Annotated in this window: 19 protein-coding genes and 1 tRNA gene; 8 read left to right on the forward strand and 12 right to left on the reverse strand. The window is 71.5% G+C overall.

Annotation, left to right across the window (positions count from 1 at the left end; genetic code table 11):
• Positions 1-126: 126 nt before the first annotated feature.
• Together NVV95_RS08785 and NVV95_RS08790 are read left to right on the forward strand one after the other, a co-directional pair.
• Positions 127-372: a hypothetical protein gene (locus NVV95_RS08785; protein WP_259486168.1), complete on the forward strand. Its 246-nt coding sequence runs from the start codon at positions 127-129 to the stop codon at positions 370-372.
• Positions 373-514: 142 nt separating this feature from the next.
• Complete coding sequence (locus tag NVV95_RS08790) at positions 515-967, forward strand: VOC family protein (protein WP_259486169.1); 453 nt, start codon at positions 515-517, stop codon at positions 965-967.
• Positions 968-1,016: 49 nt separating this feature from the next.
• Here NVV95_RS08790 and NVV95_RS08795 read toward each other — a convergent pair whose 3' ends face one another.
• From NVV95_RS08795 to galU, 7 genes are all read right to left on the reverse strand, one after another.
• A complete protein-coding gene (locus NVV95_RS08795; RefSeq protein WP_259486170.1) occupies positions 1,017-1,628 on the reverse strand; it encodes a dihydrofolate reductase family protein in 612 nt (203 codons plus the stop codon).
• 24 nt (positions 1,629-1,652) lie between these two features.
• Positions 1,653-2,171, reverse strand: a complete 519-nt coding sequence (locus tag NVV95_RS08800) for a hypothetical protein (protein WP_259486171.1) — start codon at positions 2,169-2,171, stop codon at positions 1,653-1,655.
• A 51-nt stretch (positions 2,172-2,222) separates the two neighbouring features.
• Positions 2,223-2,298, reverse strand: a tRNA-Ala gene (locus NVV95_RS08805).
• Positions 2,299-2,327: 29 nt separating this feature from the next.
• Entirely contained in the window at positions 2,328-3,641 is a 1,314-nt protein-coding gene (locus NVV95_RS08810) for an acyltransferase family protein (protein ID WP_259486172.1), read from the reverse strand.
• Between the two features lie 85 nt (positions 3,642-3,726).
• A complete protein-coding gene (locus NVV95_RS08815) occupies positions 3,727-4,770 on the reverse strand; it encodes a hypothetical protein (RefSeq protein WP_259486173.1) in 1,044 nt (347 codons plus the stop codon).
• A gap of 89 nt (positions 4,771-4,859) precedes the next feature.
• Positions 4,860-5,513, reverse strand: coding sequence for a GNAT family N-acetyltransferase (locus NVV95_RS08820; protein ID WP_259486174.1), 654 nt, complete (start codon positions 5,511-5,513; stop codon positions 4,860-4,862).
• A gap of 31 nt (positions 5,514-5,544) precedes the next feature.
• Positions 5,545-6,435, reverse strand: a complete 891-nt coding sequence (gene galU / locus NVV95_RS08825; protein ID WP_259486175.1) for a UTP--glucose-1-phosphate uridylyltransferase GalU — start codon at positions 6,433-6,435, stop codon at positions 5,545-5,547.
• 59 nt (positions 6,436-6,494) lie between these two features.
• Here galU and NVV95_RS08830 point away from each other — a divergent pair, with 59 nt between their 5' ends.
• Genes NVV95_RS08830 through mscL form a run of 3 tightly spaced genes read left to right on the forward strand, consistent with a single transcriptional unit; the run spans position 6,495 to position 7,899 of the window.
• The gene (locus NVV95_RS08830; RefSeq protein WP_259486176.1) at positions 6,495-7,079 is read left to right on the forward strand and encodes a 5-formyltetrahydrofolate cyclo-ligase; all 585 of its coding nucleotides are present in this window, start codon (positions 6,495-6,497) and stop codon (positions 7,077-7,079) included.
• Positions 7,080-7,110: 31 nt separating this feature from the next.
• Complete coding sequence (locus NVV95_RS08835; protein ID WP_259486177.1) at positions 7,111-7,431, forward strand: FmdB family zinc ribbon protein; 321 nt, start codon at positions 7,111-7,113, stop codon at positions 7,429-7,431.
• Positions 7,432-7,440: 9 nt separating this feature from the next.
• Positions 7,441-7,899 (forward strand): large conductance mechanosensitive channel protein MscL, encoded by a 459-nt coding sequence (gene mscL / locus NVV95_RS08840; RefSeq protein WP_259486178.1) that lies wholly within the window; start codon positions 7,441-7,443, stop codon positions 7,897-7,899.
• Between the two features lie 19 nt (positions 7,900-7,918).
• On the opposite strand, the gene NVV95_RS08845 is transcribed toward mscL, so the two are convergent.
• A complete protein-coding gene (locus tag NVV95_RS08845) occupies positions 7,919-8,143 on the reverse strand; it encodes a hypothetical protein (RefSeq protein ID WP_259486179.1) in 225 nt (74 codons plus the stop codon).
• Positions 8,144-8,208: 65 nt separating this feature from the next.
• A complete protein-coding gene (locus NVV95_RS08850; RefSeq protein ID WP_375163792.1) occupies positions 8,209-11,889 on the reverse strand; it encodes an AAA family ATPase in 3,681 nt (1,226 codons plus the stop codon).
• 206 nt (positions 11,890-12,095) lie between these two features.
• Here NVV95_RS08850 and NVV95_RS08855 point away from each other — a divergent pair, with 206 nt between their 5' ends.
• Positions 12,096-13,202: an LLM class flavin-dependent oxidoreductase gene (locus tag NVV95_RS08855; protein WP_259486181.1), complete on the forward strand. Its 1,107-nt coding sequence runs from the start codon at positions 12,096-12,098 to the stop codon at positions 13,200-13,202.
• 45 nt (positions 13,203-13,247) lie between these two features.
• On the opposite strand, the gene NVV95_RS08860 is transcribed toward NVV95_RS08855, so the two are convergent.
• Both NVV95_RS08860 and NVV95_RS08865 read right to left on the reverse strand, forming a co-directional pair.
• A complete protein-coding gene (locus tag NVV95_RS08860; protein ID WP_259486182.1) occupies positions 13,248-14,072 on the reverse strand; it encodes a 3-hydroxybutyrate dehydrogenase in 825 nt (274 codons plus the stop codon).
• Positions 14,069-15,475, reverse strand: a complete 1,407-nt coding sequence (locus NVV95_RS08865) for an MFS transporter (RefSeq protein WP_269909040.1) — start codon at positions 15,473-15,475, stop codon at positions 14,069-14,071. Before NVV95_RS08865 ends, NVV95_RS08860 begins: the two co-directional genes overlap by 4 nt.
• Positions 15,476-15,536: 61 nt before the next feature.
• Between NVV95_RS08865 and NVV95_RS08870 the strand changes: the two genes are divergently transcribed.
• Both NVV95_RS08870 and NVV95_RS08875 read left to right on the forward strand, forming a co-directional pair.
• Positions 15,537-16,499, forward strand: a complete 963-nt coding sequence (locus NVV95_RS08870) for a LysR family transcriptional regulator (protein ID WP_375163793.1) — start codon at positions 15,537-15,539, stop codon at positions 16,497-16,499.
• A gap of 38 nt (positions 16,500-16,537) precedes the next feature.
• A complete protein-coding gene (locus NVV95_RS08875; RefSeq protein ID WP_259486184.1) occupies positions 16,538-17,188 on the forward strand; it encodes a TetR/AcrR family transcriptional regulator in 651 nt (216 codons plus the stop codon).
• A gap of 108 nt (positions 17,189-17,296) precedes the next feature.
• Here NVV95_RS08875 and NVV95_RS08880 read toward each other — a convergent pair whose 3' ends face one another.
• Positions 17,297-18,589 carry a GNAT family N-acetyltransferase gene (locus NVV95_RS08880; protein WP_259486185.1) on the reverse strand — a complete coding sequence of 431 codons (1,293 nt, stop codon included), beginning with the start codon at positions 18,587-18,589 and terminating at the stop codon, positions 17,297-17,299.
• Positions 18,590-18,662: the final 73 nt, after the last annotated feature.

The raw sequence follows: 18,662 nt of genomic DNA on the forward strand, positions 1-18,662 counted from the left end.
ATCTGCGGATGAGTGGCAGGTGCTGGGCCGCAGGGCGACGTTCTCGACGGGAAGGGGTGGCGTTTTCCGCGCCGGAGGTGGAGTGTGAGAGCATCCCTGCCCCGGGAATCCTCGAAAGGACCCATCATGGCCAAGAAAGAGATCGAGAAGGTCGGCTTCGACCCGATCGAGTTCGCCCACGGACTCGGCATCCAGAGCAAGCACGCGTACCTCGCGGGCTTCGCCTCGATCGTCGTGTCGCTGATCGCGTGGCTGGTGTCGCGCGGCAAGAAGTCCGACGACAAGGCGCAGTCCGACCGCTGGGGCATCTTCATCGGCCACTGGGCCCCGACCTTCTTCGCGATCGGCCTCGCGCTGAAGTCCGAGGAGTAGTCGACGCGGAATCACGCACGGCAACGACGAAGGGTCCGCTCCGGCGGGCCCTTCGTTCTAGACACCGCCCCCGCGACCTCGGATCATCGTCGGTGACGACCGGAGGCGGCGGGCCTCCGGCAGACCGTCCGAGAGGTCCCCGATGCCGACCACAGTCTTCATCAACCTGGCCGTGAACGACCTCGCGCGATCGCGCGCGTTCTACGAGGCGCTCGGGTACTCGATCAACGAAGCCTTCAGCGACGAGAACGCGGCCAGCGTGGTGATCAGCGACACGATCACGGCGATGCTGCTCACCCGCGAGTTCTTCGCTGAGTTCACGAGCAAGACGATCATCGACGCCACCACCTCGACCGAGGTGCAGCTCGCGCTCAGCGCCGAGAGCAAGGACGAGGTCGACGAGCTGCACGGGAAGGCTCTCGCGGCGGGCGCGACGCCGGCCGGTGAGCAGGACCACGGCTTCATGTACTCGAAGAGCTTCGACGACCTCGACGGCCACCACTGGGACTTCGTCTGGATGGACCCCGACGCGGCGGCCGGCGGGCCACCGGAACTCAGCCTCGACGAGATGCGCGAGAACACGACGCACAGCTGAGTCGCGGCCCTCTGCGGCTCAGCGCGCGCCGACTCCCGTAGCGCTGGGCTCAGCTCGTGCGGGTCGCCGACGGCGCGTTCTCGGGGCGGTAGGAGAGGGCGACCGTGCCCGAGTCCTTCCACGTGCGCACCCCGAGCAGCTCGAGCCCGAGCTGCGGCAGCCCGGTGAAGGCGCGGGCGTCGCCGGCGACGATCTTCGGCCCGATGAGCAGGTGCAGCTCGTCGACCAGACCGTGGGCGAGCAGCTCGGTCCAGACGGTGCGGCTGCCGAACACCGCGATGTCGTCGGGCTCGGAGTCGCGCAGGCTCCTCAGGTGTTCGTGCGCCTCGCGACGCGAGACGATCTCGGTGCGATCACCCCAGACCGGGATGTCGGCGCGCGTGAGTCGGTCGGAGACCACGGTGATGCCGAGATCGGTGGCGTACCGGGAGGCGATGTACCGGTCCTCGGGGATCGCGTCGGCGTCGTCGACCTGCCCAGGCCAGTACTTCATCATGCGGGTGTAGGTCTCGGCCCCGAACAGCAGCCGCCCGGCGGAGCGCACCCGGTCGGCGTTGTGCTCGGCGAACGCGAGATCCATCGGCATCTGCGAGACGTCGCCGCCCGCGCCCTCCGTGAACCCGTCGACGCTCACCATGCTGCTGACGACGATCCTGCCCATCGTGTGCTCCTCGAGGCCGGGTGGTCAGGTGAGCGAGCGCACGTGCTCGACGACCGGCGCGTCGAACGGCCCGCTGACGGAGCAGAGCACCGGGACGGTGTCGGCCAGATCGTCCGAGTCGGGATCGAAGGTGAAGTAGAACGCCAGCGCGGTGGGGTCGTCGGCGAAGCGGTCCTTGAGGTAGACGTTCTCCGAGGCCGGCTGCACATCGGCCGGGTCGTAGCCGACCGCCTCGCCCGGGATGCCGCCGATCTCCGCGGTGGCCTCCACGCACGCGGCGTAGACCGCGTCGAGGTCGTACGACGCCGGAGCCGCCGGGTCGGACGTGGATGCAGAGGTGGGTGCGGACGTGGGTGACGAGGTGGGCGTCGGTGTGACCGTCGCCGTGGGGACCGCCGCCGTGGCGGTGGGCAGCGCGGTGGCGGACGGGGAGGCGGTGGCGCTCGACGACGGACCCGCCGTCGACGTGCACCCCGTCAGCACGATGACCGCGGCCAGAAGAGCGACAGCGGACGCGGGGCTCACGAGGCGATTCAGGCTCATGCCCCCGAGCCTACGACGACTGTCGAGAACCGCTGCTTCGGAGATGTTCTGTGGTGGAGCTAAGGGGATTCGAACCCCTGACCTTCTCATTGCGAACGAGACGCGCTACCAACTGCGCCATAGCCCCGCTGACGTCGAAACGACAACCCCGATATTCTACGACGAAAGCGGGGCCGATTGCGAACCGGGGCGCCAGCGCCCGAGCATCAGGATGGCGGCGGAGAGCAGCACCACCCCGATCAGGGCCGTGGGCAGGTCCATGAAGAACTCCATCACGAGGAACGGCGGCACGAACGCCAGCACCGTCGCCACCGCGACGACCGGCGTGGGCGGGGTGGGGCCCACCTCCCGTGCCGCCTCGAAGCGCCCGACGAGGAACGACAGCCCGAACACCGCGGCCAGCACCAGCACGAACATCACCGGACGCGACCACCACCAGGCCGGGCTCGCCGGCGTCGGGGATGCGCCGGGAATCAGCAGCAGCGCTCCGGAGACCAGCAGGATCACCGGCAGGTGCCAGAGGTAGATCGTCATCAGCCGGGTGCCGACGAGGAACACCACGGCCCGGGCGGCGTGGGTGTTCATGAGTTTCGCGAGCGCCGGCTTCAGCAGTCTCAGGATGCACGCCTGCGCCACCGCGAGCGCCACCAGCGGCAGCGTGGGCGGGTTGAGGTTGGTGAGCATGTCGTCGGCGTACGGGCCCCAGACCGTCAGCGGCACCAGGAGCGCGTAGGCCACGGCCGCGATGCCGACGAGGGTGTACCAGCGGCGGGCGGCGAACCAGCCGTCGGCGTAGAAGAATCCGAGCTGCTGCACGAGCAGCCAGACGAAGAAGAGGTTGAGCAGGCCGATCTCGGTGATGCCCGTGGAGTACCGCAGCGCATCCACCACGATCGCCCCGGCGAGCAGCACCACGAGGGTCGCCCGAGGCGCCCGGGCGTGCCAGCCGACCATCAGCGGCACGAGCGCCTGGCAGAGCGTGTACGCAGCGAGGAACCACAGCGGCGAGGCGGCACCCGTGACGGCGACGTCGATCAGCGCCGGGTCGACGCCGATCAGGCGCGCTCCCCCGATGACCACCGCGTAGAAGACGAAGAGGGGCAGCGCCGGCTGGGCGAGGCGCAGCACGCGGTTGCGCACGTAGCCCGCGGCCGTTCCGCCGCGGCGGGTGTGGCTGCGCCAGGCGGTGAGGGATGCGAATCCGCCGACCACGAAGAACAGCGGCATGATCTGCCCGGCCCAGGTGACCGGGGCGAACCACCACTGCTCCTCGAGCGGGCGCGAAACGACGATCGAGCCGTCGGGTGCGGTGCCGACACCCACCATCAGCAGGTGGATCAGCACGACCAGGAGGACGCAGAACACCCGGGCCAGGTCGAGGGTCAGGTCCCGCTTCGACAGATCGATGGATGCCGCCCCGGAGGCCGACTGCGATCTCGAGGTGGGGGCGCGGACTCCGGCGTCACTCATGTCGCCATCCTAGGAGCGGACCATATCGCCGCACGGGAATACGACCGGGCTCAGCCCGCGCGACGCCGCGCGAGCACGGCGCAGTTCAGCCCGCGCGACGCCGTGCGAGCACGGCATCGATGTCGAGATGCGCGTCCGTGTCGCCGTCGACGATTCCCATCCGGGCGAACCGCGACGGCACCGCGGGCGCCACCGGCGCGGCCTCAGCCGCCGGAGTCGCCGGGGCGGCGGTCGGGATCTCGGCGACCGCGGCCGACTCGGCCTCGAGGCGCGCCCGCAGGGCGGCCTCGGCTGACGCCGCGGCCCGGCGCAGCGACTCGTGGTGGTCGGGCTCGGCACGCTCCCGCGAGGCGCGGGCGGTGGCCTCGGCGAGCTCGGCGGTCTTCACCGTGTCGAGCCGGTCGGGCACGTCGACCTCGGCCGGCTGGTCGAGACCGAGCGGCAGCGAGGCCGAGCGGGAGAGGTAGAGGGGACGCGGCATGGCGACGGGCACCCAGCCCGAAGCGCGGTCACCGGCGGAACGCGTGTCCGCCTCGGCCACGACAGACGAGGCCGACGACCCAGACGCGCCAGACGCCGACGCGGCGTCCTCGAACCCGTAGTCCACCAGCTCCGGTGACGTCAACGGCACGGCCGTCGGCGCGAGCGACGCCGGCAGCTTCAGCCGGCGCCCGGCCTGAGCGAGCCGCACGAGCATCGCGACGCACACGACCGACGCGATCGCCCCGCCGATCAGGATGATCCAGGCCCCCGTGTAGACGGCCTGCATCCCGCCGAGCACGGCGACCGAGAGCGAGACGGCGAGCACCAGCGCGGTGACGGCGCGCGACCGCCGCAGCCGGTCGGCGGTGCGCACGGCGGCCGGCACGGCCGCGAGGGTCTGCTGCTGCGCCCGGTGCTTCAGGATGCGCTCCTGCTCGGCGATCGAGCGCGCACTCGCCTCGACCCGCACCTCCTCGGGCACCTCGGCGGTCTCGGCGAGGATGCGCAGCGTCTGCTGCAGCCGCACGGCGTTCCGCTCCGTGGCGAGGTACTGCCGCGAACGGAACCACGACGGCAGCAGGTATGCGAGCCACAGCACCGCCGCGAGGGCGATGATGAACCCTCCGCTGAGCCAGTCCGTCGTCATGGCTCTACGGTAGGGGCGCGCGCCGCCCGCACCCCTCAACGCGGCACGTGTGTCGGGTGGGAATCAGCCGCGCACGCGCCGCCGCGACCTCACGGTCGGGTGATCGGGATGGCCCGCTGGGCTGCGATGCGCTCGCTCTCGGGCACGCTGCCGTCGCCGGGCGGCACCGTGCCCTCCTGCCACCGTCGCAGCACGCCCACAGGCAGCTCCTCGCGCACCAGGGCGAAGCAGAAGTGGTCGCGCCAGTCGCCGTTGATGTGGATGTAGCGCCGCCGCAGCCCCTCGTAGCGGAACCCCAGCTTCTCGACCACCCGCAGGCTCGGCCCGTTCTCGGGCCGGATGCAGATCTCGATGCGGTGCAGCCCCACCGAGAAGAAGCAGTAGTCGCTCGCGAGCGCCGTGCTGATCGGCGTGATGTCCTTGCCCGCGAAGCGCTCCGACACCCAGTAGCCGATCGAGGCCGAAGCCACGGAACCGTAGGTGATCGACGAGACGTTCAGCTGCCCGGCGACCTCGCCGTCGTACTCGATCAGGAACGGCAGGCCGAAACCGGCGCGAGCATTCGTCTGAAGAGAGCGGATGCTCGCCCGGGTGTCGAACGACATCGGACCCTGCGGGTTGGTCGCCTCCCAGGTGCGCAGCCACGACCGGTTCTCGATCAGCTCACGTTCGAGGGTCTTCGCGTCACGCACCCGGATGGGCCGGAGCGTGACACGACCCTCGGTCAGCGTGGGGACGAACATGGCTGGAACACTACCGCGAGCTCCGCGCCGGTCAGAGCCCTGACACGAACTCCTGCAGCCACGGCCGGAGGTCGGGACCGAGGTCGCTGCGGTCGCTGGCGAGCTGCACGATCGCCTTGATGTAATCGAGCTTGTCCCCGGTGTCGTAGCGACGGCCGCCGAACACCACGCCGTAGACGCCGCCCGCGATGGAGTCGTCGTCGGCGAGCGTGAGCAGGGCATCCGTCAGCTGGATCTCGCCGCCCTTGCCGGGCGGGGTGTTCTCGAGGATCTCGAAGACCTCGGGCTGCAGCACGTAGCGGCCGATCACGGCGAGGTTGGAGGGCGCGGTGCCCTCGTCGGGCTTCTCGACCAGCCCGGTCACCTTGACCACGTCGGCCTCGTCGGTGGCCTCGACCGAGGCGACGCCGTAGAGGTGCGTCATCGACGGGTCGACCTCCATCAGCGCGATGACGGTCGCGGTGCGGGACTCCTGCACCTCGAGCATCCGCTTCAGCAGCGGGTCGCGGGCGTCGATGATGTCGTCGCCGAGCAGCACCGCGAAGGGCTCGTGGCCGACGTGCATGCGCGAGCGCAGCACGGCGTGACCGAGGCCCAGCGGGTCGCCCTGGCGCACGTAGTGCATCTCGGCGAGGGCGGTGGACTCGTTGACCACCCGCAGCATCTCGCCCTTGCCCTTCTGCTCGAGCGTCGACTCGAGCTCGTAGACCCGGTCGAAGTGGTTCTCGATGGCGGCCTTGTTGCGGCCGGTCACGACGAGCACGTCGTTCAGACCCGCCCCCACGGCTTCCTCGACGACGTACTGGATGGCCGGCTTGTCGACCACCGGCAGCATCTCCTTCGGCATCGCCTTGGTGGCGGGAAGGAAGCGCGTGCCGAGACCGGCGGCCGGAATGACTGCTTTGGTGAGTGGTGTCCCCATGCCGGAAGCATATCCAGGTTCGCGCATGCCTCACTCCACGCGGCTCTAGAATCGAACACATGGCCTCCGACCGCAGCACCGACAAGCGGGCCCTCCGCGCCGAGCTGCGCGAGCGCCGGCGCACCCGCCCCGCCCACGTCGTCGACGCCGCCGAACTCGGCTTCACCGAGAACCTCGTGAAGATCGCCACCGAGACGGATGCGCGCACGATCTCCGCGTACCTGTCGACGTCGTTCGAGCCGAACACGCGCCCCTTCATCAACTGGGCCCTCGCCGACGGCCGGCGGGTGCTGCTCCCGATCGCGCGCCAGGACGGCCTGCTCGACTGGGCCGAGGCCGACGGCGAGAGCGAGACCGAGGGGCTCTACGGCCTGCCCGAGCCGGCCGGCGGCATCCTCGGCCCGATCGCCATCAACGACGCCGACCTCATCGTCATCCCGGCCTCCGCCGTCGACGGCCGGGGCACCCGCATGGGCTGGGGCCGCGGCTACTTCGACCGCACGCTCGGCTCGATGGAGAACTGCCCGCCCGTCTTCGCGGTCGTGTTCGACGACGAGATCCTCGACGAGGTGCCGCGCGAAGTGCACGACGCACCCGTCGACGGCGCCGTCACCCCCACCCGCATCATCCGTTTCCCGCGCTGACCGCGCGCGAAGCCCGTTCCCGGAGGCTCCTGTGCCCACCTACTCCTACCGCTGCACCGAGTGCGACAACGCCTTCGACATCCAACAGGCCTTCACCGACGACACCCTCTCTGTCTGCGACGTCTGCGGCGGCAAGCTCCGCAAGGTCTTCAGCCCCGTCGGCGTGACGTTCAACGGCTCGGGCTTCTACCGCACCGATTCGCGCGCGAAGAAGAGCGACAGCACGCCCAGCGCGCCGAAGTCCGACTCGGGCTCCAGCTCCAGCTCCAGCTCCAGTTCCTCGTCGAGCAGCAGCACCTCGAAGTCGACGCCGTCGGCCACGTCGACCCCGTCAAAGGCCGCCTCCTCCTAAGCTGAACGCATGTTCAAGGGATTCAGGGAGTTCATCCTCCGCGGAAACGTCATCGACCTCGCGGTCGCCGTGGTCATCGGCGCCGCCTTCACCGCGGTGGTCAACTCGATCGTCGCGAACATCTTCAACCCGATCATCAGCGCGCTGTTCCGCGCCGACAGCCTCGACAACGCGGGCATCGTGGCGATCGGCGACGCGCAGATCAAGTTCGGCGCGGTGCTCGGCGCGATCATCCAGTTCCTGATCGTGGCCGTGGTGGTCTACTTCGTCTTCGTATTGCCGATCAACCACCTGAAGAAGGCGGCCTTCGCGATCAAGGGCACCCCGGCCGAGTCGCTGGAGAAGGAGAACGAGGAGCTCCCGCCCACCGAGACCGAGCTGCTGATCGAGATCCGCGACCTGCTCGCGGCCCAGCGCGCCGCCGAAGCGGGCGAGCCGCCGGCGTCAGGGCACGTCCCGAAGCACTAACCACCCCGAAGCACCAGCTCTACCAGTGCGGGGGCACGTCCCGCCTGAGTCGTTCGTCATTGGGCTGCTCGCCGCTGGCTCCGGATGCGCCCCCGCCGTTCGTCCGCGGGGCGACGCCCCACGCCTGATCCGTGTCCTCGGCGGCACGCACCGGCTGCCCGTCGGGCCCGGTCTGCGGAGTCGGGTCGCTGCCGGGCACGGCCGACGTGGCCACGCGCCGGCGGCCGACCTTCTTCACGTCCATGGCACCAGCGTAGACGGCGAGGCCCAGAGCACCCTGCTCAGAGCAATCCGTTCACAGCACTCCGCTCAGAGCGAGATCGGCGACGTCTCCACCAACGACAGCTCGCGCACGCCGATCACCGAGGCGATGCGGGCCGCCACGGCCTCGGGATTTGTGAACAGCTCGAAGGAGTGCACCCGCAGGTAGTGCCAGCCGAGCCGGCGCAGCATGTCGGGCCTGAGGCGCAGGGACTCACGGAGCGAAGTGGAGTGCACCACCGCATCCGTCTCGATGGCGATCGCGCGACCGTCGTGCGAGGCGACCAGCGTCAGCTTGCCGCGGTGCTCGAAGGCCACCTCGAGGCCGCGCGCGCCGAGGCGGCGGGCGAGGTCGATCAGCAGCGCGTCGCCCGGGCTCGAGAAGGTGTCGGGCGTCGGGCCGGTCTCGGCCTCCTGCAGGATCTGGCGCAGCGCCACGACCCCGTAGTTCATCCGCTCCTCGTCGATGTCGGCGGGCATGAAGCAGCTGACGATGTCCATGGATCGACGGGCCCTCGTCATACCGACGGCGAGCAGGCGCTCTCCCCCGGGACGAGCGAGCCCGCCGAAGTTGGTGAGCACGCGGCCGTGGGCGGTCTTGCCGTAGCCGACCGAGAAGATCACGCGGTCGCGGCTCTGGGCCACCGACTGCTCGAGCGTCGCCACCATGAACGGCTCGGCGCGCTCCTTCAGGATGAAGTCGGCCAGGTCGCTGCGCTTGGCGAAAGCCGCCAGCACCGCCTGCTGCACCCGTACGGCGTGCTTCGGCGACGCGGTGATGACCATCAGCGACTCACGCGGGTAGTTGATCGCGTGGTCGAGCACGAGCGAGACGACCTCGTCGACCTCGGCGTCGACGCTCTCGACCGCACCCGTCTCGGAGTCGGGCATGCCGCCGCGGCCCTCGACGTAGTGCAGCGCGAGGCTGCCGTGCCCGAGGAAGGTACCGGCCCAGGGCAGCGAGTCGATCTTGCCGCCGTAGAAGCGGTGGTTGACGAGCTCGGCCAGGTCTTCGCCGCCCGCGCGGTAGCTGCGGGTGAGCGAGAGGGTGGGCACGAGGTCGGCCAGGCGGGCGAGCGCCGAGTCGGCGTGCAGCTCCTCCACCAGCTCGGCGTCGACGGCCGTGCGGGTGCGGGAGTCGTCGAAGGGCCGGATGGCGACCTCGAAGTGCGACGGCGTCTGCGTGACCGGGTCGCCGAACGCGACGACCTGGCGGCCACGGCGGATGGCGCCCACGTTCTCGGCGAGGGTGGTCGCCCCCGCGTCGACGAGCACGACGGTGTCGAAGGTGATGGCGTCGGTGATCTGCGGCACCTCGTAGGGCGAGGCCAGCCAGACCGGCGCGAGCACCTTGCCGAGGTGGGGCGCGGCCTCGTGCAGGCTCGCGGAGGTCACCCGGTCGGTGCGCAGCAGCTCCTTGAGGGCGCTCGCCTCGCTCGGGTGGTCGACGAGACCGACGCTCCAGGTCTCGGCGAGCTGCCACGACAGCAGCTGGCCGTTCATCGAGGCGTGGGCCTCGTCGACGAGCCGGAAGTCGCCCTCCAGCCGGTCGAGAACACCGGTGTTCGCGCCGAGCAGCGCGCGGTCGCCCTCGAGCATCAGCTCGAGCACCGACTGCCACCAGGCCAGTTCGAGTTCGTCGGGCACGGCCGACTCGGGCACATGGCGGTTCGACAGGTCGACGAGCAGCGGGTCGAGCGCGTGCTCGTGCAGCGAGTCGAGGAGCGCGGTGCGCTCCTGCAGGTTCGCGAGCACCTCCGACTCGGCGGCGAGACCCTCGACCATGCCGATGAGCTGGTCGATCGGCAGCGCCGCGAGGTGCTGCGCGGTGCCGGAGCGGCCGAGCGGCAGGTCGAGCTGCGCGAGGTCTTCGGTGACGCGCTGGAACGCGACCTGCACGTCGTTGATGCCGACGGGGATCTCCGGCGGGATGCCGGCCGCGGCGTAGCGGTACCAGAGGGTGCGCTGCTGCTGGATGCGGCGGAGCGACTCGTTGATGTCGCCGATGTGAACACCGGGGCGCACGTACTCGCGGGCCAGCGCCTTGAGGCGGCGACGCGAGGTCGACGACATCTGCGGGGCGTCGCGGCGCGGCGAGGTGGCGGCGATCAGGTCGGTGAGCGAGCGGTCGAAGACCACGGGCAAAAACTTGTCGAGCGTCTCGCGCAGGTCGGCGAGCAGCCGCAGGTAGGTGCCGAGCTCGTTCAGCGAGGTGAACGGCCGCATGCGGGTCTGACCGATCAGCTCGTAGGCCCCCGTGAGCAGGCGGGGCAGATCGGTGCGGTCGAGCCGCTTCGCGAGCTGGTGCGCCTTGTGGGCGTCGTCGCTCGACGAGAACTGCGCGCCGTACCAGGGCGAGTCGTCGGGGCCGTAGCGGAACTGGCCGAGCTCGGCCGCCCGACTGAGCGTCTTGGCGGCCTTGGCGCGGCCCGTCGCGAGCGACTCGAGAGCGGCGCGGTCGAGCCGGGCCGTGGTCGAGGGCGGGCTCGGCAGCAGCGCCAGCCGGGCGAGCTCGCGCAGGGCGTCGAGCACCGAGACCTTGAGCGTCGGGTCGACGCGCGACATCGAGGAGCGGTAGTCGAGGAGCACTCCGCGCAGGCGCACGAGGGCCTCGTCGATGTCGGCCACGCGAGGCTGCGCCGCCTTCTCGTTGCGGCCGATCGACTGGATCAGGTCGCGACGCAGGGTGCGCGGCGACACAGCGACCCCCGGCAGCCCGACGTCGCTCAGCCGGCGGCCGATGCCGCTCAGGCTGAGCCGGCGGGGGCTCACGACGAGCACGCGCTTGTTCTGCGCGACCAGGGCGCCGATGGCGTTGACGATCGTCTGGGTGCCGCCGGTTCCGGGCAGCGTCTTCACCACGATGGAGTTGCCGCCCGAGATCTGGGCGATCACGTTCTCCTGCTCGCTGTCGGCGTCGAGCAACAGGGTGTCGGTGCTCGGGGCGCGGTGGTCCTGCGGCGAGGGCTCGACCGGGTGGTAGCCCTCCTGCACGGCCCGGCGAGAGCTGAAGTTGCCGGCGAGCGCGTCGAGCACCGGATGCGCGAGATCGGCACTGTCGGCCAGCATCGCGCTCGAGACGTCGGCGAACGACGACACCACGAGGCGCGGCTGCACGGCGAACCAGGGCAGGTGCGAGGTGAGGCTGCGCAGCCGGTCGATCACGGGCTGGGGCTTGAAGACCCCGCTGGACTGCGCCAGCGCCACGAGGCTCTCGCCGTCGAGCGTGATGCCGAACTGCTCCTGCAGCGCCCGCACGAGCACCGGGTTCACGAACGGCACTCCGCGCAGCTTCAGCTCGAAGTCGCGCCCGTAGCGGCGCACCGAGATGGGACGCAGCAGCACGGGGGCGCGGAACTGCTGCGCGCCGGCGTCGCCGACGCCGGCCGGGCTGCCGTCGGGGTTCGGGGCGCGCCACTCGGCCAGGCCGATGGCGAGGTGCACGGAGTCGATGCCGCGCACGGAGCGGAGCTCGACACCCTTGTCGGTGATGGCGCCGGCCGCGATGCGGGCGTTGCGGAGCGCGAGCTCGTCGCGGATGAGGCTCGACAGCAGCGTCGAGTTGCCCGTGATGAACTGCGCGAGACCACCGGGATGGGTGGTGCTGAGCTCGATGCGCGACCGAGGGGTGTCGTCGAAGACGATCAGCGGCGACTCGCCGCCGAGCGCCGCGATCTCCGCCCGCCACTGGTCCCGGGCGGGTTCGACGAGACTCTCCGTCGTGAACACCTGTCCGATCGGGCCACCGGCAGCGGACTGCCCACTGCGGCCCCAGGCCGACTCGGCAGAGTCGGGGGCAGACGTCGGATCGTCTGCTTCTCGTTTCTTATCGGCACGCCACACACCGCCACAGTACGTGCGACCTCCCGCAAAATCGCGCAACCACGGGCGAGTTTCGGAATAAACGGGGGCTCCGCGCCGCTGAGAACAGGGACATGACTGCTCTCTCGGTACTCGATCTCATCCCCGTCCGCTCCGACCAGACGACGGGCGATGCCGTGGCCGCGAGCCTCGAGCTCGCCCAGGCGGCCGACCGCCTCGGCTACACCCGCTACTGGATGGCCGAGCACCACAACATGCCGTCGGTGGCGTCCACGTCCCCCGCGACCCTGATCGCGCACTTCGCCGCCGGCACCTCGCGCATCCGGCTGGGCTCGGGCGGCGTCATGCTGCCGAACCACGCGGCCCTCACGGTGGCCGAGCAGTTCGCGCTGCTCGAGGCCATGCACCCGGGCCGCATCGACCTCGGCCTCGGCCGCGCTCCCGGTTCCGACCCGGTCACGGCCTACATGCTGCGCGGCCAGCGCTCGACGACCGACAGCGACCCCGCGGCGTCCTTCCCCACCGACGTCGAGACCGTGGCGGCCCTGCTCGGCTCCGACCGCCCCGCCGGGCAGCCCTTCGGCGACGAGCAGCCGGGCGTCGGCCTGAACATCCGCGGTCGTTCCTACGAGTTGAAGGCCACCCCGCGCACCGCGTCGGCCCCCGAGCTGTGGCTGCTAGGCTCGAGCGACTACAGCGCCGCCCTCGCCGCGAAGCTCGGCACCGCCTACGTCTTCGCCAACCACTTCGGCCAGCCCGGCATCGACCGGGCGCTCGCCCTGTACCGCGACGGCTTCCAGCCCTCGGAGGCTCTGGCGGCACCGAAGACCCTGCTCACGGTGAACATCTCGGTGGCGGCCACCGCCGAGGAGGCCCGCCGCCGCGCCCTGCCGCAGCTGATCGCCATGGCGAGGCTCCGCACCGGCGGCGTGCTCGGCCCGCAGCTCACCGTCGAGCAGGCCGAGGCCACCGCCCTCAGCCCGATGGAGGAGCAGTCGGTACTGGAGCAGGAGCGCCACTGGCTGATCGGCACGGCCGACGAGGTCGAGTCGCGCATCCGCTCGCAGATGCAGCGACACGGCGTCGACGAGGTCATGGTCTCGCCCGTCGCCGGCTCGCTGGCCGCCGACGGCCCACGCGAGACGCCGGCCCGGGTCGAGTCGCTCGAGCTGCTCGCGACCCGCTTCCCCGAGCTGGCGTCGGAGCTGCAGCCCGCCTGATCGGCCGGTGAGGCCGGTCGGCGGTCCGCGCGGTCGTCCGCGTGCTCAGTGCGCCGACCACCCGCCGTCGAGCAGGTAGCTGGAGCCGGTCGCCATGGCCGCGTCGTCCGACGCGAGCCAGGCGACGAGCGACGCGACCTCGCTCGGCTCGACCAGGCGCTTGATCGCGGCGTCGGCGAGCAGGATGCGCTCCAGCACCTCCTCGACCGAGACGCCGTGCGCCTCCGCCTGCTGCGCCAGCTGTCGTTCCACGAGCGGCGTGCGCACGTAGCCCGGATTGACGCACACGCTCGTCACGCCGTGCGGCGCGCCCTCCAGCGCGGTCGCCTTCGAGAAGCCCTCCAGCCCGTGCTTCGCGGTGACGTAGGCGCTCTTGAAGGCCGAGGCCCGCACGCCGTGCACCGACGAGACGTTGATGATGCGGCCGAAGCCGCGGCGGTACATGCCGGGCAGGGCGGCGCGCACGAGCAGGAACGGCGCCTCGAGCATGATCGAGAGGATGCGCCGGAACTCGACCGGGTCGAAGTCCTCGATCGGGCTGATGTGCTGCACGCCGGCGTTGTTCACGAGGATGTCGACGTCACCGAGCGCCCCCGCGAGCCGCTCGTCGGTCAGCCGCGCGGTGTCGCCGAGATCGACGGCCCACGCCCGGGTGCCGACTCCGGAGGGGCCGCTGCGCAGCTCCCCGGCGAGCGCCTCGGCGCGGGCTCCGTCGAGATCGGCGAGCACGAGCTCGGCGCCGCGGGAGGCGAGCTCCCGGGCGACCGCGGCGCCGATGCCGCCGGCCGCGCCGGTGACCAGGGCCCGGCGGCCCGCGAGCGGGAGCCGCGCATCCGGAACCACCGCCCAGGGCACCTGCTGCAGGGTCATGAGCGCACCGCGACCGGCTCGGCGGCCACGCGGGCCGCATCGGCGGCGTCGACCGAGCGGAGCGAGATGCCCCGGGTCTCGCGGAGGGTCAGCACCGTCACGGCCGTGATCGCGCAGGCAGCCAGCACGTACAGGGCCACGGGGATCCAGGAGGAGTACTGCTGCAGCAGCGCCGAGGCGATGATCGGCGCCAGCGACCCGGCCACCACCGACGTCACCTGGTAGCCGAGCGAGACGCCGGAGTAGCGCATGCGGGTGGGGAACATCTCGGCCATGATGGCCGGCTGCCCCGCGTACATCAGGGCGTGGAAGCAGAGGCCGACGGTGACCGCGCCGACGATCAGCACCGGGTTCAGCGTGTCGAAGAGCGGGAAGGCGAAGAACGCCCAGGTCGCGCCGAGCACGGCCCCCGCGAGGTAGACGGGCTTGCGGCCGATGCGATCGGCCAGCCGCCCGACCTGCGGGATGACCGCGAAGTGCACGGCGTGGGCGATGAGCAGCGCGAGCAGCAGCTGACTGGTGTTGTACTCGTGCACGGTGACGAGGTAGACGATCGAGAAGCTGACGATGATGTAGTACAGGATGTTCTCGGCGAACCGCAGGCCCATCGCGCTAAGTACGCCGCGCGGGTAGCGGCGCACGACCTCGAAGACACCGACGCGCGCGGCCTTCGTCGCCTCCTGCTCGGCGCGCGCCTCGACGAAGATGGGCGCCTCGCTGACGTGGGTGCGGATGTAGTAGCCGACGAGCACGATCAGCGCCGAGATCCAGAACGCCACGCGCCATCCCCAGCCGAGGAACTGCTCGGCGGGCAGTACCGCCGACATCGTCAGCAGCACCAGGGTGGCCAGCAGATTGCCCACCGGGACGGCGGCCTGCGGCCAGCTGGCCCAGAATGCGCGCGACCGGTCGGGGCTCTGCTCGGCGACCAGCAGCACCGCGCCGCCCCACTCGCCGCCGAGGGCGAAGCCCTGGATGAAGCGGAGGGCCACGAGCAGCGCGGGCGCCCAGTAGCCGATGCTGTCGAAGCCGGGCAGGCAGCCGATCAGGAAGGTGGCGGCGCCGATCAGCACGATGGTGACCTGCAGGGTGTGCTTGCGGCCGAGCCGGTCGCCGATCTGGCCGAACACGATGCCACCGAGCGGACGGGCGACGAAGCCGACCGCGTAGGTGAGGAAGGCGGCGATGATGCCGTCGAGCCGGGTGCCGGCGTTCGGGAAGAACACCGTGCCGAAGACGAGGCTCGCGGCCGTGGCGTACAGGAAGAACTCGTACCACTCCACGACGGTGCCCACCATCGAGGCGGCGACCACCTTCTTCAGGCCGCGGGGGGCCGCGCCCGCGGGTCGCCCGTTCCCGGCTGCTGTGCCGGGTTCGACCCGGACTCGATCGTTGACGCTCATGCTGTCTCCTCGGTGTCGTCGTTGACAGCACCGAGTATTCGTGCACACTCCGGGGCGGGCAATGGGCAATGCGGCGCATCCGCTGTGCATAATTGCAGACATGTCGACGGAGACGGCCCCCGACCCGCAGGACCTGCTGGTGCTGCTCGCCGTCTCCCGCACCGGACGCTTCACGGGCGCGGGGTCGACCCTGGGCCTCAACCACACCACGGTTGCCCGCCGCATCGCCGCCCTCGAGCGCGCCCTCGGCGGGCGGGTGCTCTCGCGCGCGGCCGGCGGTTGGGAGCCGACCGAGCTCGGCCTGCGGGCGCTCCGGGCCGCCGCCGGGGTGGAGGAGGCCCTCGCGCTGCTCGGACCCGACGACGCGGATGCGCGGATCACCGGCGTCGTGCGGATGTCGGCGACCGACGGGTTCAGCGCCTTCGTGGCAGCCCCGGCGGTCGCGCGGCTCCAGCGCGAGCATCCGCTGCTGCGCGTCGAGCTCGTCTCGGTCACCCGGCGGGCCCTGCAGCACCGCTCGGGGCTCGACGTCGAGGTGGTCGTGGGGCGGCCGGAGGTGCACCGGGCGGAAGCGATCCTGCTCGGACGGTACGTGCTCGGGATGTACGCGTCGCGGGAGTACCTCGCCGCGCACGGGGTGCCGGGGTCGATCGAGGAGCTGGGCGCGCATCCGCTCGTCTACTTCATCGACTCGATGCTGCAGGTCGACGATCTCGACGCGCCCCGCCGGCTGGTGCCCGGCATGCGCGACTCGCTCAGCTCGACGAACGTGTTCGTGCACGTGGAGGCCACCCGGGCGGGAGCGGGCATCGGCTTCCTGCCGTGCTTCATGGCCGACCGGCACGACGATCTGGTGCGGCTGCTGCCCGAAGAGGTGGGCGAGACGCTGTCGTACTGGATGGTCGTGCGGCCCGAGTCGCTCGCGCAGCCGGCCGTGGCGGCCGTCGTCGACGCGCTGCGATGGCAGGCCCAGGCGATGCAGCCGGCCCTGCAGGGGGAGCCGGGTTCCGCCGATCTCGCCTGACCGGCCTGGCAGAACGAGTGTTCCGTTATGATTGCGGCGTGTCCATTGCGCTCGACGTCACCTCCGCTCCGGTTCCGGCCGCGCGCGTGTCCGTGGCGCGGGAGCGGCTCGTGGCCGTCGCGTCGGAGCTGTTCTACCGCGAGGGCATCCACCGGGTGGGCATGGACCGCGTGCTCGCGGAGGCGAACGTCACCCGGGCGACGATGTACCGGCACTTCACCGGCAAGGAGGCGCTCGTCGCCGCGTACCTGCAGCGGGAGGACGCCGGGGTGCGCGCTCTGTTCGCCGCCGTCGCGGCCGCGGCGGGCGACGACCCGCGCCGGTTCGTCGGGCTGCTGATCGAGGCCGTCGCCGACGACGTCGCCGAGCGGCACGACCGCGGCTGCCCGTTCATCAACGCGGCGGCCGAGTTCCCGGATGCGGGGAGCCCGATCCGCGCGATCGTCACGGGTCATCGCGCCTGGTTCCGCGACACGGTGCGCGACGCGCTGGCGGCCGCACACGCCGGGGACGAGGGTGCCGGGGACGAGGGCGTGGAGGACGATAGCGTGGAGCGGTTCGACGCCGAGGAGGCCGCCGCCACGCTGGTGCTGCTCCGCGACGCGGCGCTCGTGGGCGCCTACCTCGACGGGTTCGAGCTGGTGCGCCCCGCGTTCGTCAGTCGCGCCCGCACCGCCGCCGGGCTCTGACGCGCCGGATCTGATGAACCGGGCTCCGGGCCACCGGGCTCCGGGCCACCGGGCTCCGGCCCACCCGGCCCCGGCCCACCCGGCTCCGGCTCACCCGGCGCCCGTCCGTCAGAAGTGCGTGATCCCGTACACCGGCGCCACCGGGGCGAGCAGCGCGCGCAGCCGCTGCACCGCACCGGCCGAGCGCTCCTCGAGCCGTCCGGCAGCCGCGAGCACCCGGGGGTCGACCCCGCCGAGGTAGAGCGAGCCCAGCGCCGCCGCGTCGACCGACACGTCGGCTGCCGCACCCGGGTCGCGCTGCACCGAGCCCACGCCGTCGGCGACCCGCAGCCGGAAGACGCCCGCCGCGAACCCCATCAGGTCGGTCACGTCGATGACGAGCTCGCCGTCGGCGAGGTAGCCGCGGGCCGCGAAGGCGCGCTCGACGTCGAGCACCCGCAGCCAGAGGTAGTCCTCGACGAAGGTGGTGCGCACGAGGCGCGAGTCGGTGAGGGCGAAGGGCAGCGGGTCGTCCAGCGGCGCGAACTCCCATTCGACGCGCTCGATCAGGTCGACCGCGCCCAGGAACTCCCAGAGCCCGAGGTAGGCCTCGTCGTCGGCGGCCACGAGGTCGACGATGCCGAGCGTGTACGGCTCCTTTTCCCAGCCCTGGAACTTGTAGGCCACGTAGCCGTCGATGGCCCCCGACTCGTCGTAGTGCACCGCCGCGTGCACCGCGTCGTCGGGCTCGCCCTTGTCGTCGGAGAGTCCTGCGGCCCTGTCCCAGTACTTGGCGTGGCGGTCGATCGACCCCGGGTGCGCGGCGTGGAACCGTTCGAAGATCTCGGGGCCGATGGTGCGCAGGGCGGACGCCTCGATCAGCTCGCAGCGCCCCCGGGGCTCCCCGAGCATCCGGAACCAGCTGCCCGTGGTGACCGTGACGTGCCGCACCCAGCTGGCCTCGCCGAAGCCGAAGCGGCGGTAGATGGTGGCCTCGGAGGCGGTGAGGCCGGCGAGCGCGTAGCCGTCGTCGACGGCCTGCTGCAGGTCGGCGGTCATCATGGAGCGGAGGAGCCCCCGGCGCCGGTGCGTCGGCCGCACCGTGACGTTCGAGACCAGATGCACGTCGACCGGTTCGGCCGCCCCCGTGTTGAGGGTGCTGGGGAACCAGGCGAAGGTCGCGACGGGCACGTCGACGCCGAGGGCGCTCGCCGGTGCGGTGCGGGCGTAGACCCCCGTGAGGCGGCGGCCGTCGTCGGCGAGGCGCTGCACCGACCGGGCGAGCACCGTGTCGCTCTTGCGCGGGTCGTGGAATCCGCGGGTCTCGGCCTGCAGCCACGCCACCGACGCCGGGTCGGGCGTGCCGTCCTCCGCCACGGCGGCGGGGAAGGTGCGGAAGTCGTACTCGTCATGCGAAGCCATGCCTCCAGGCTATTGGCTGCCGCCGACTCCCGCCGGGGCCGCGTCAGGCCACCCGGCGACCGGTGGCTTGCCC

The organism is Herbiconiux gentiana, assembly GCF_024978135.1.
GTDB lineage: Bacteria > Actinomycetota > Actinomycetes > Actinomycetales > Microbacteriaceae > Herbiconiux > Herbiconiux gentiana.

Coding starts and splice junctions, on each gene's coding strand:
- NVV95_RS08860 (WP_259486182.1), bottom strand. CDS start 14,072: ATGACCCTGCAGCAGGTGCCCTGGGCGGTGGTTCCGGATGCGCGGCTC.
- NVV95_RS08865 (WP_269909040.1), bottom strand. CDS start 15,475: ATGAGCGTCAACGATCGAGTCCGGGTCGAACCCGGCACAGCAGCCGGG.
- NVV95_RS08785 (WP_259486168.1), top strand. CDS start 127: ATGGCCAAGAAAGAGATCGAGAAGGTCGGCTTCGACCCGATCGAGTTC.
- NVV95_RS08870 (WP_375163793.1), top strand. CDS start 15,537: ATGGGCAATGCGGCGCATCCGCTGTGCATAATTGCAGACATGTCGACG.
- NVV95_RS08845 (WP_259486179.1), bottom strand. CDS start 8,143: ATGGACGTGAAGAAGGTCGGCCGCCGGCGCGTGGCCACGTCGGCCGTG.
- NVV95_RS08880 (WP_259486185.1), bottom strand. CDS start 18,589: ATGGCTTCGCATGACGAGTACGACTTCCGCACCTTCCCCGCCGCCGTG.
- NVV95_RS08820 (WP_259486174.1), bottom strand. CDS start 5,513: ATGTTCGTCCCCACGCTGACCGAGGGTCGTGTCACGCTCCGGCCCATC.
- NVV95_RS08790 (WP_259486169.1), top strand. CDS start 515: ATGCCGACCACAGTCTTCATCAACCTGGCCGTGAACGACCTCGCGCGA.
- NVV95_RS08795 (WP_259486170.1), bottom strand. CDS start 1,628: ATGGGCAGGATCGTCGTCAGCAGCATGGTGAGCGTCGACGGGTTCACG.
- galU (WP_259486175.1), bottom strand. CDS start 6,435: ATGGGGACACCACTCACCAAAGCAGTCATTCCGGCCGCCGGTCTCGGC.
- NVV95_RS08855 (WP_259486181.1), top strand. CDS start 12,096: ATGACTGCTCTCTCGGTACTCGATCTCATCCCCGTCCGCTCCGACCAG.
- NVV95_RS08800 (WP_259486171.1), bottom strand. CDS start 2,171: ATGAGCCTGAATCGCCTCGTGAGCCCCGCGTCCGCTGTCGCTCTTCTG.
- NVV95_RS08815 (WP_259486173.1), bottom strand. CDS start 4,770: ATGACGACGGACTGGCTCAGCGGAGGGTTCATCATCGCCCTCGCGGCG.
- NVV95_RS08830 (WP_259486176.1), top strand. CDS start 6,495: ATGGCCTCCGACCGCAGCACCGACAAGCGGGCCCTCCGCGCCGAGCTG.
- NVV95_RS08810 (WP_259486172.1), bottom strand. CDS start 3,641: ATGAGTGACGCCGGAGTCCGCGCCCCCACCTCGAGATCGCAGTCGGCC.
- mscL (WP_259486178.1), top strand. CDS start 7,441: ATGTTCAAGGGATTCAGGGAGTTCATCCTCCGCGGAAACGTCATCGAC.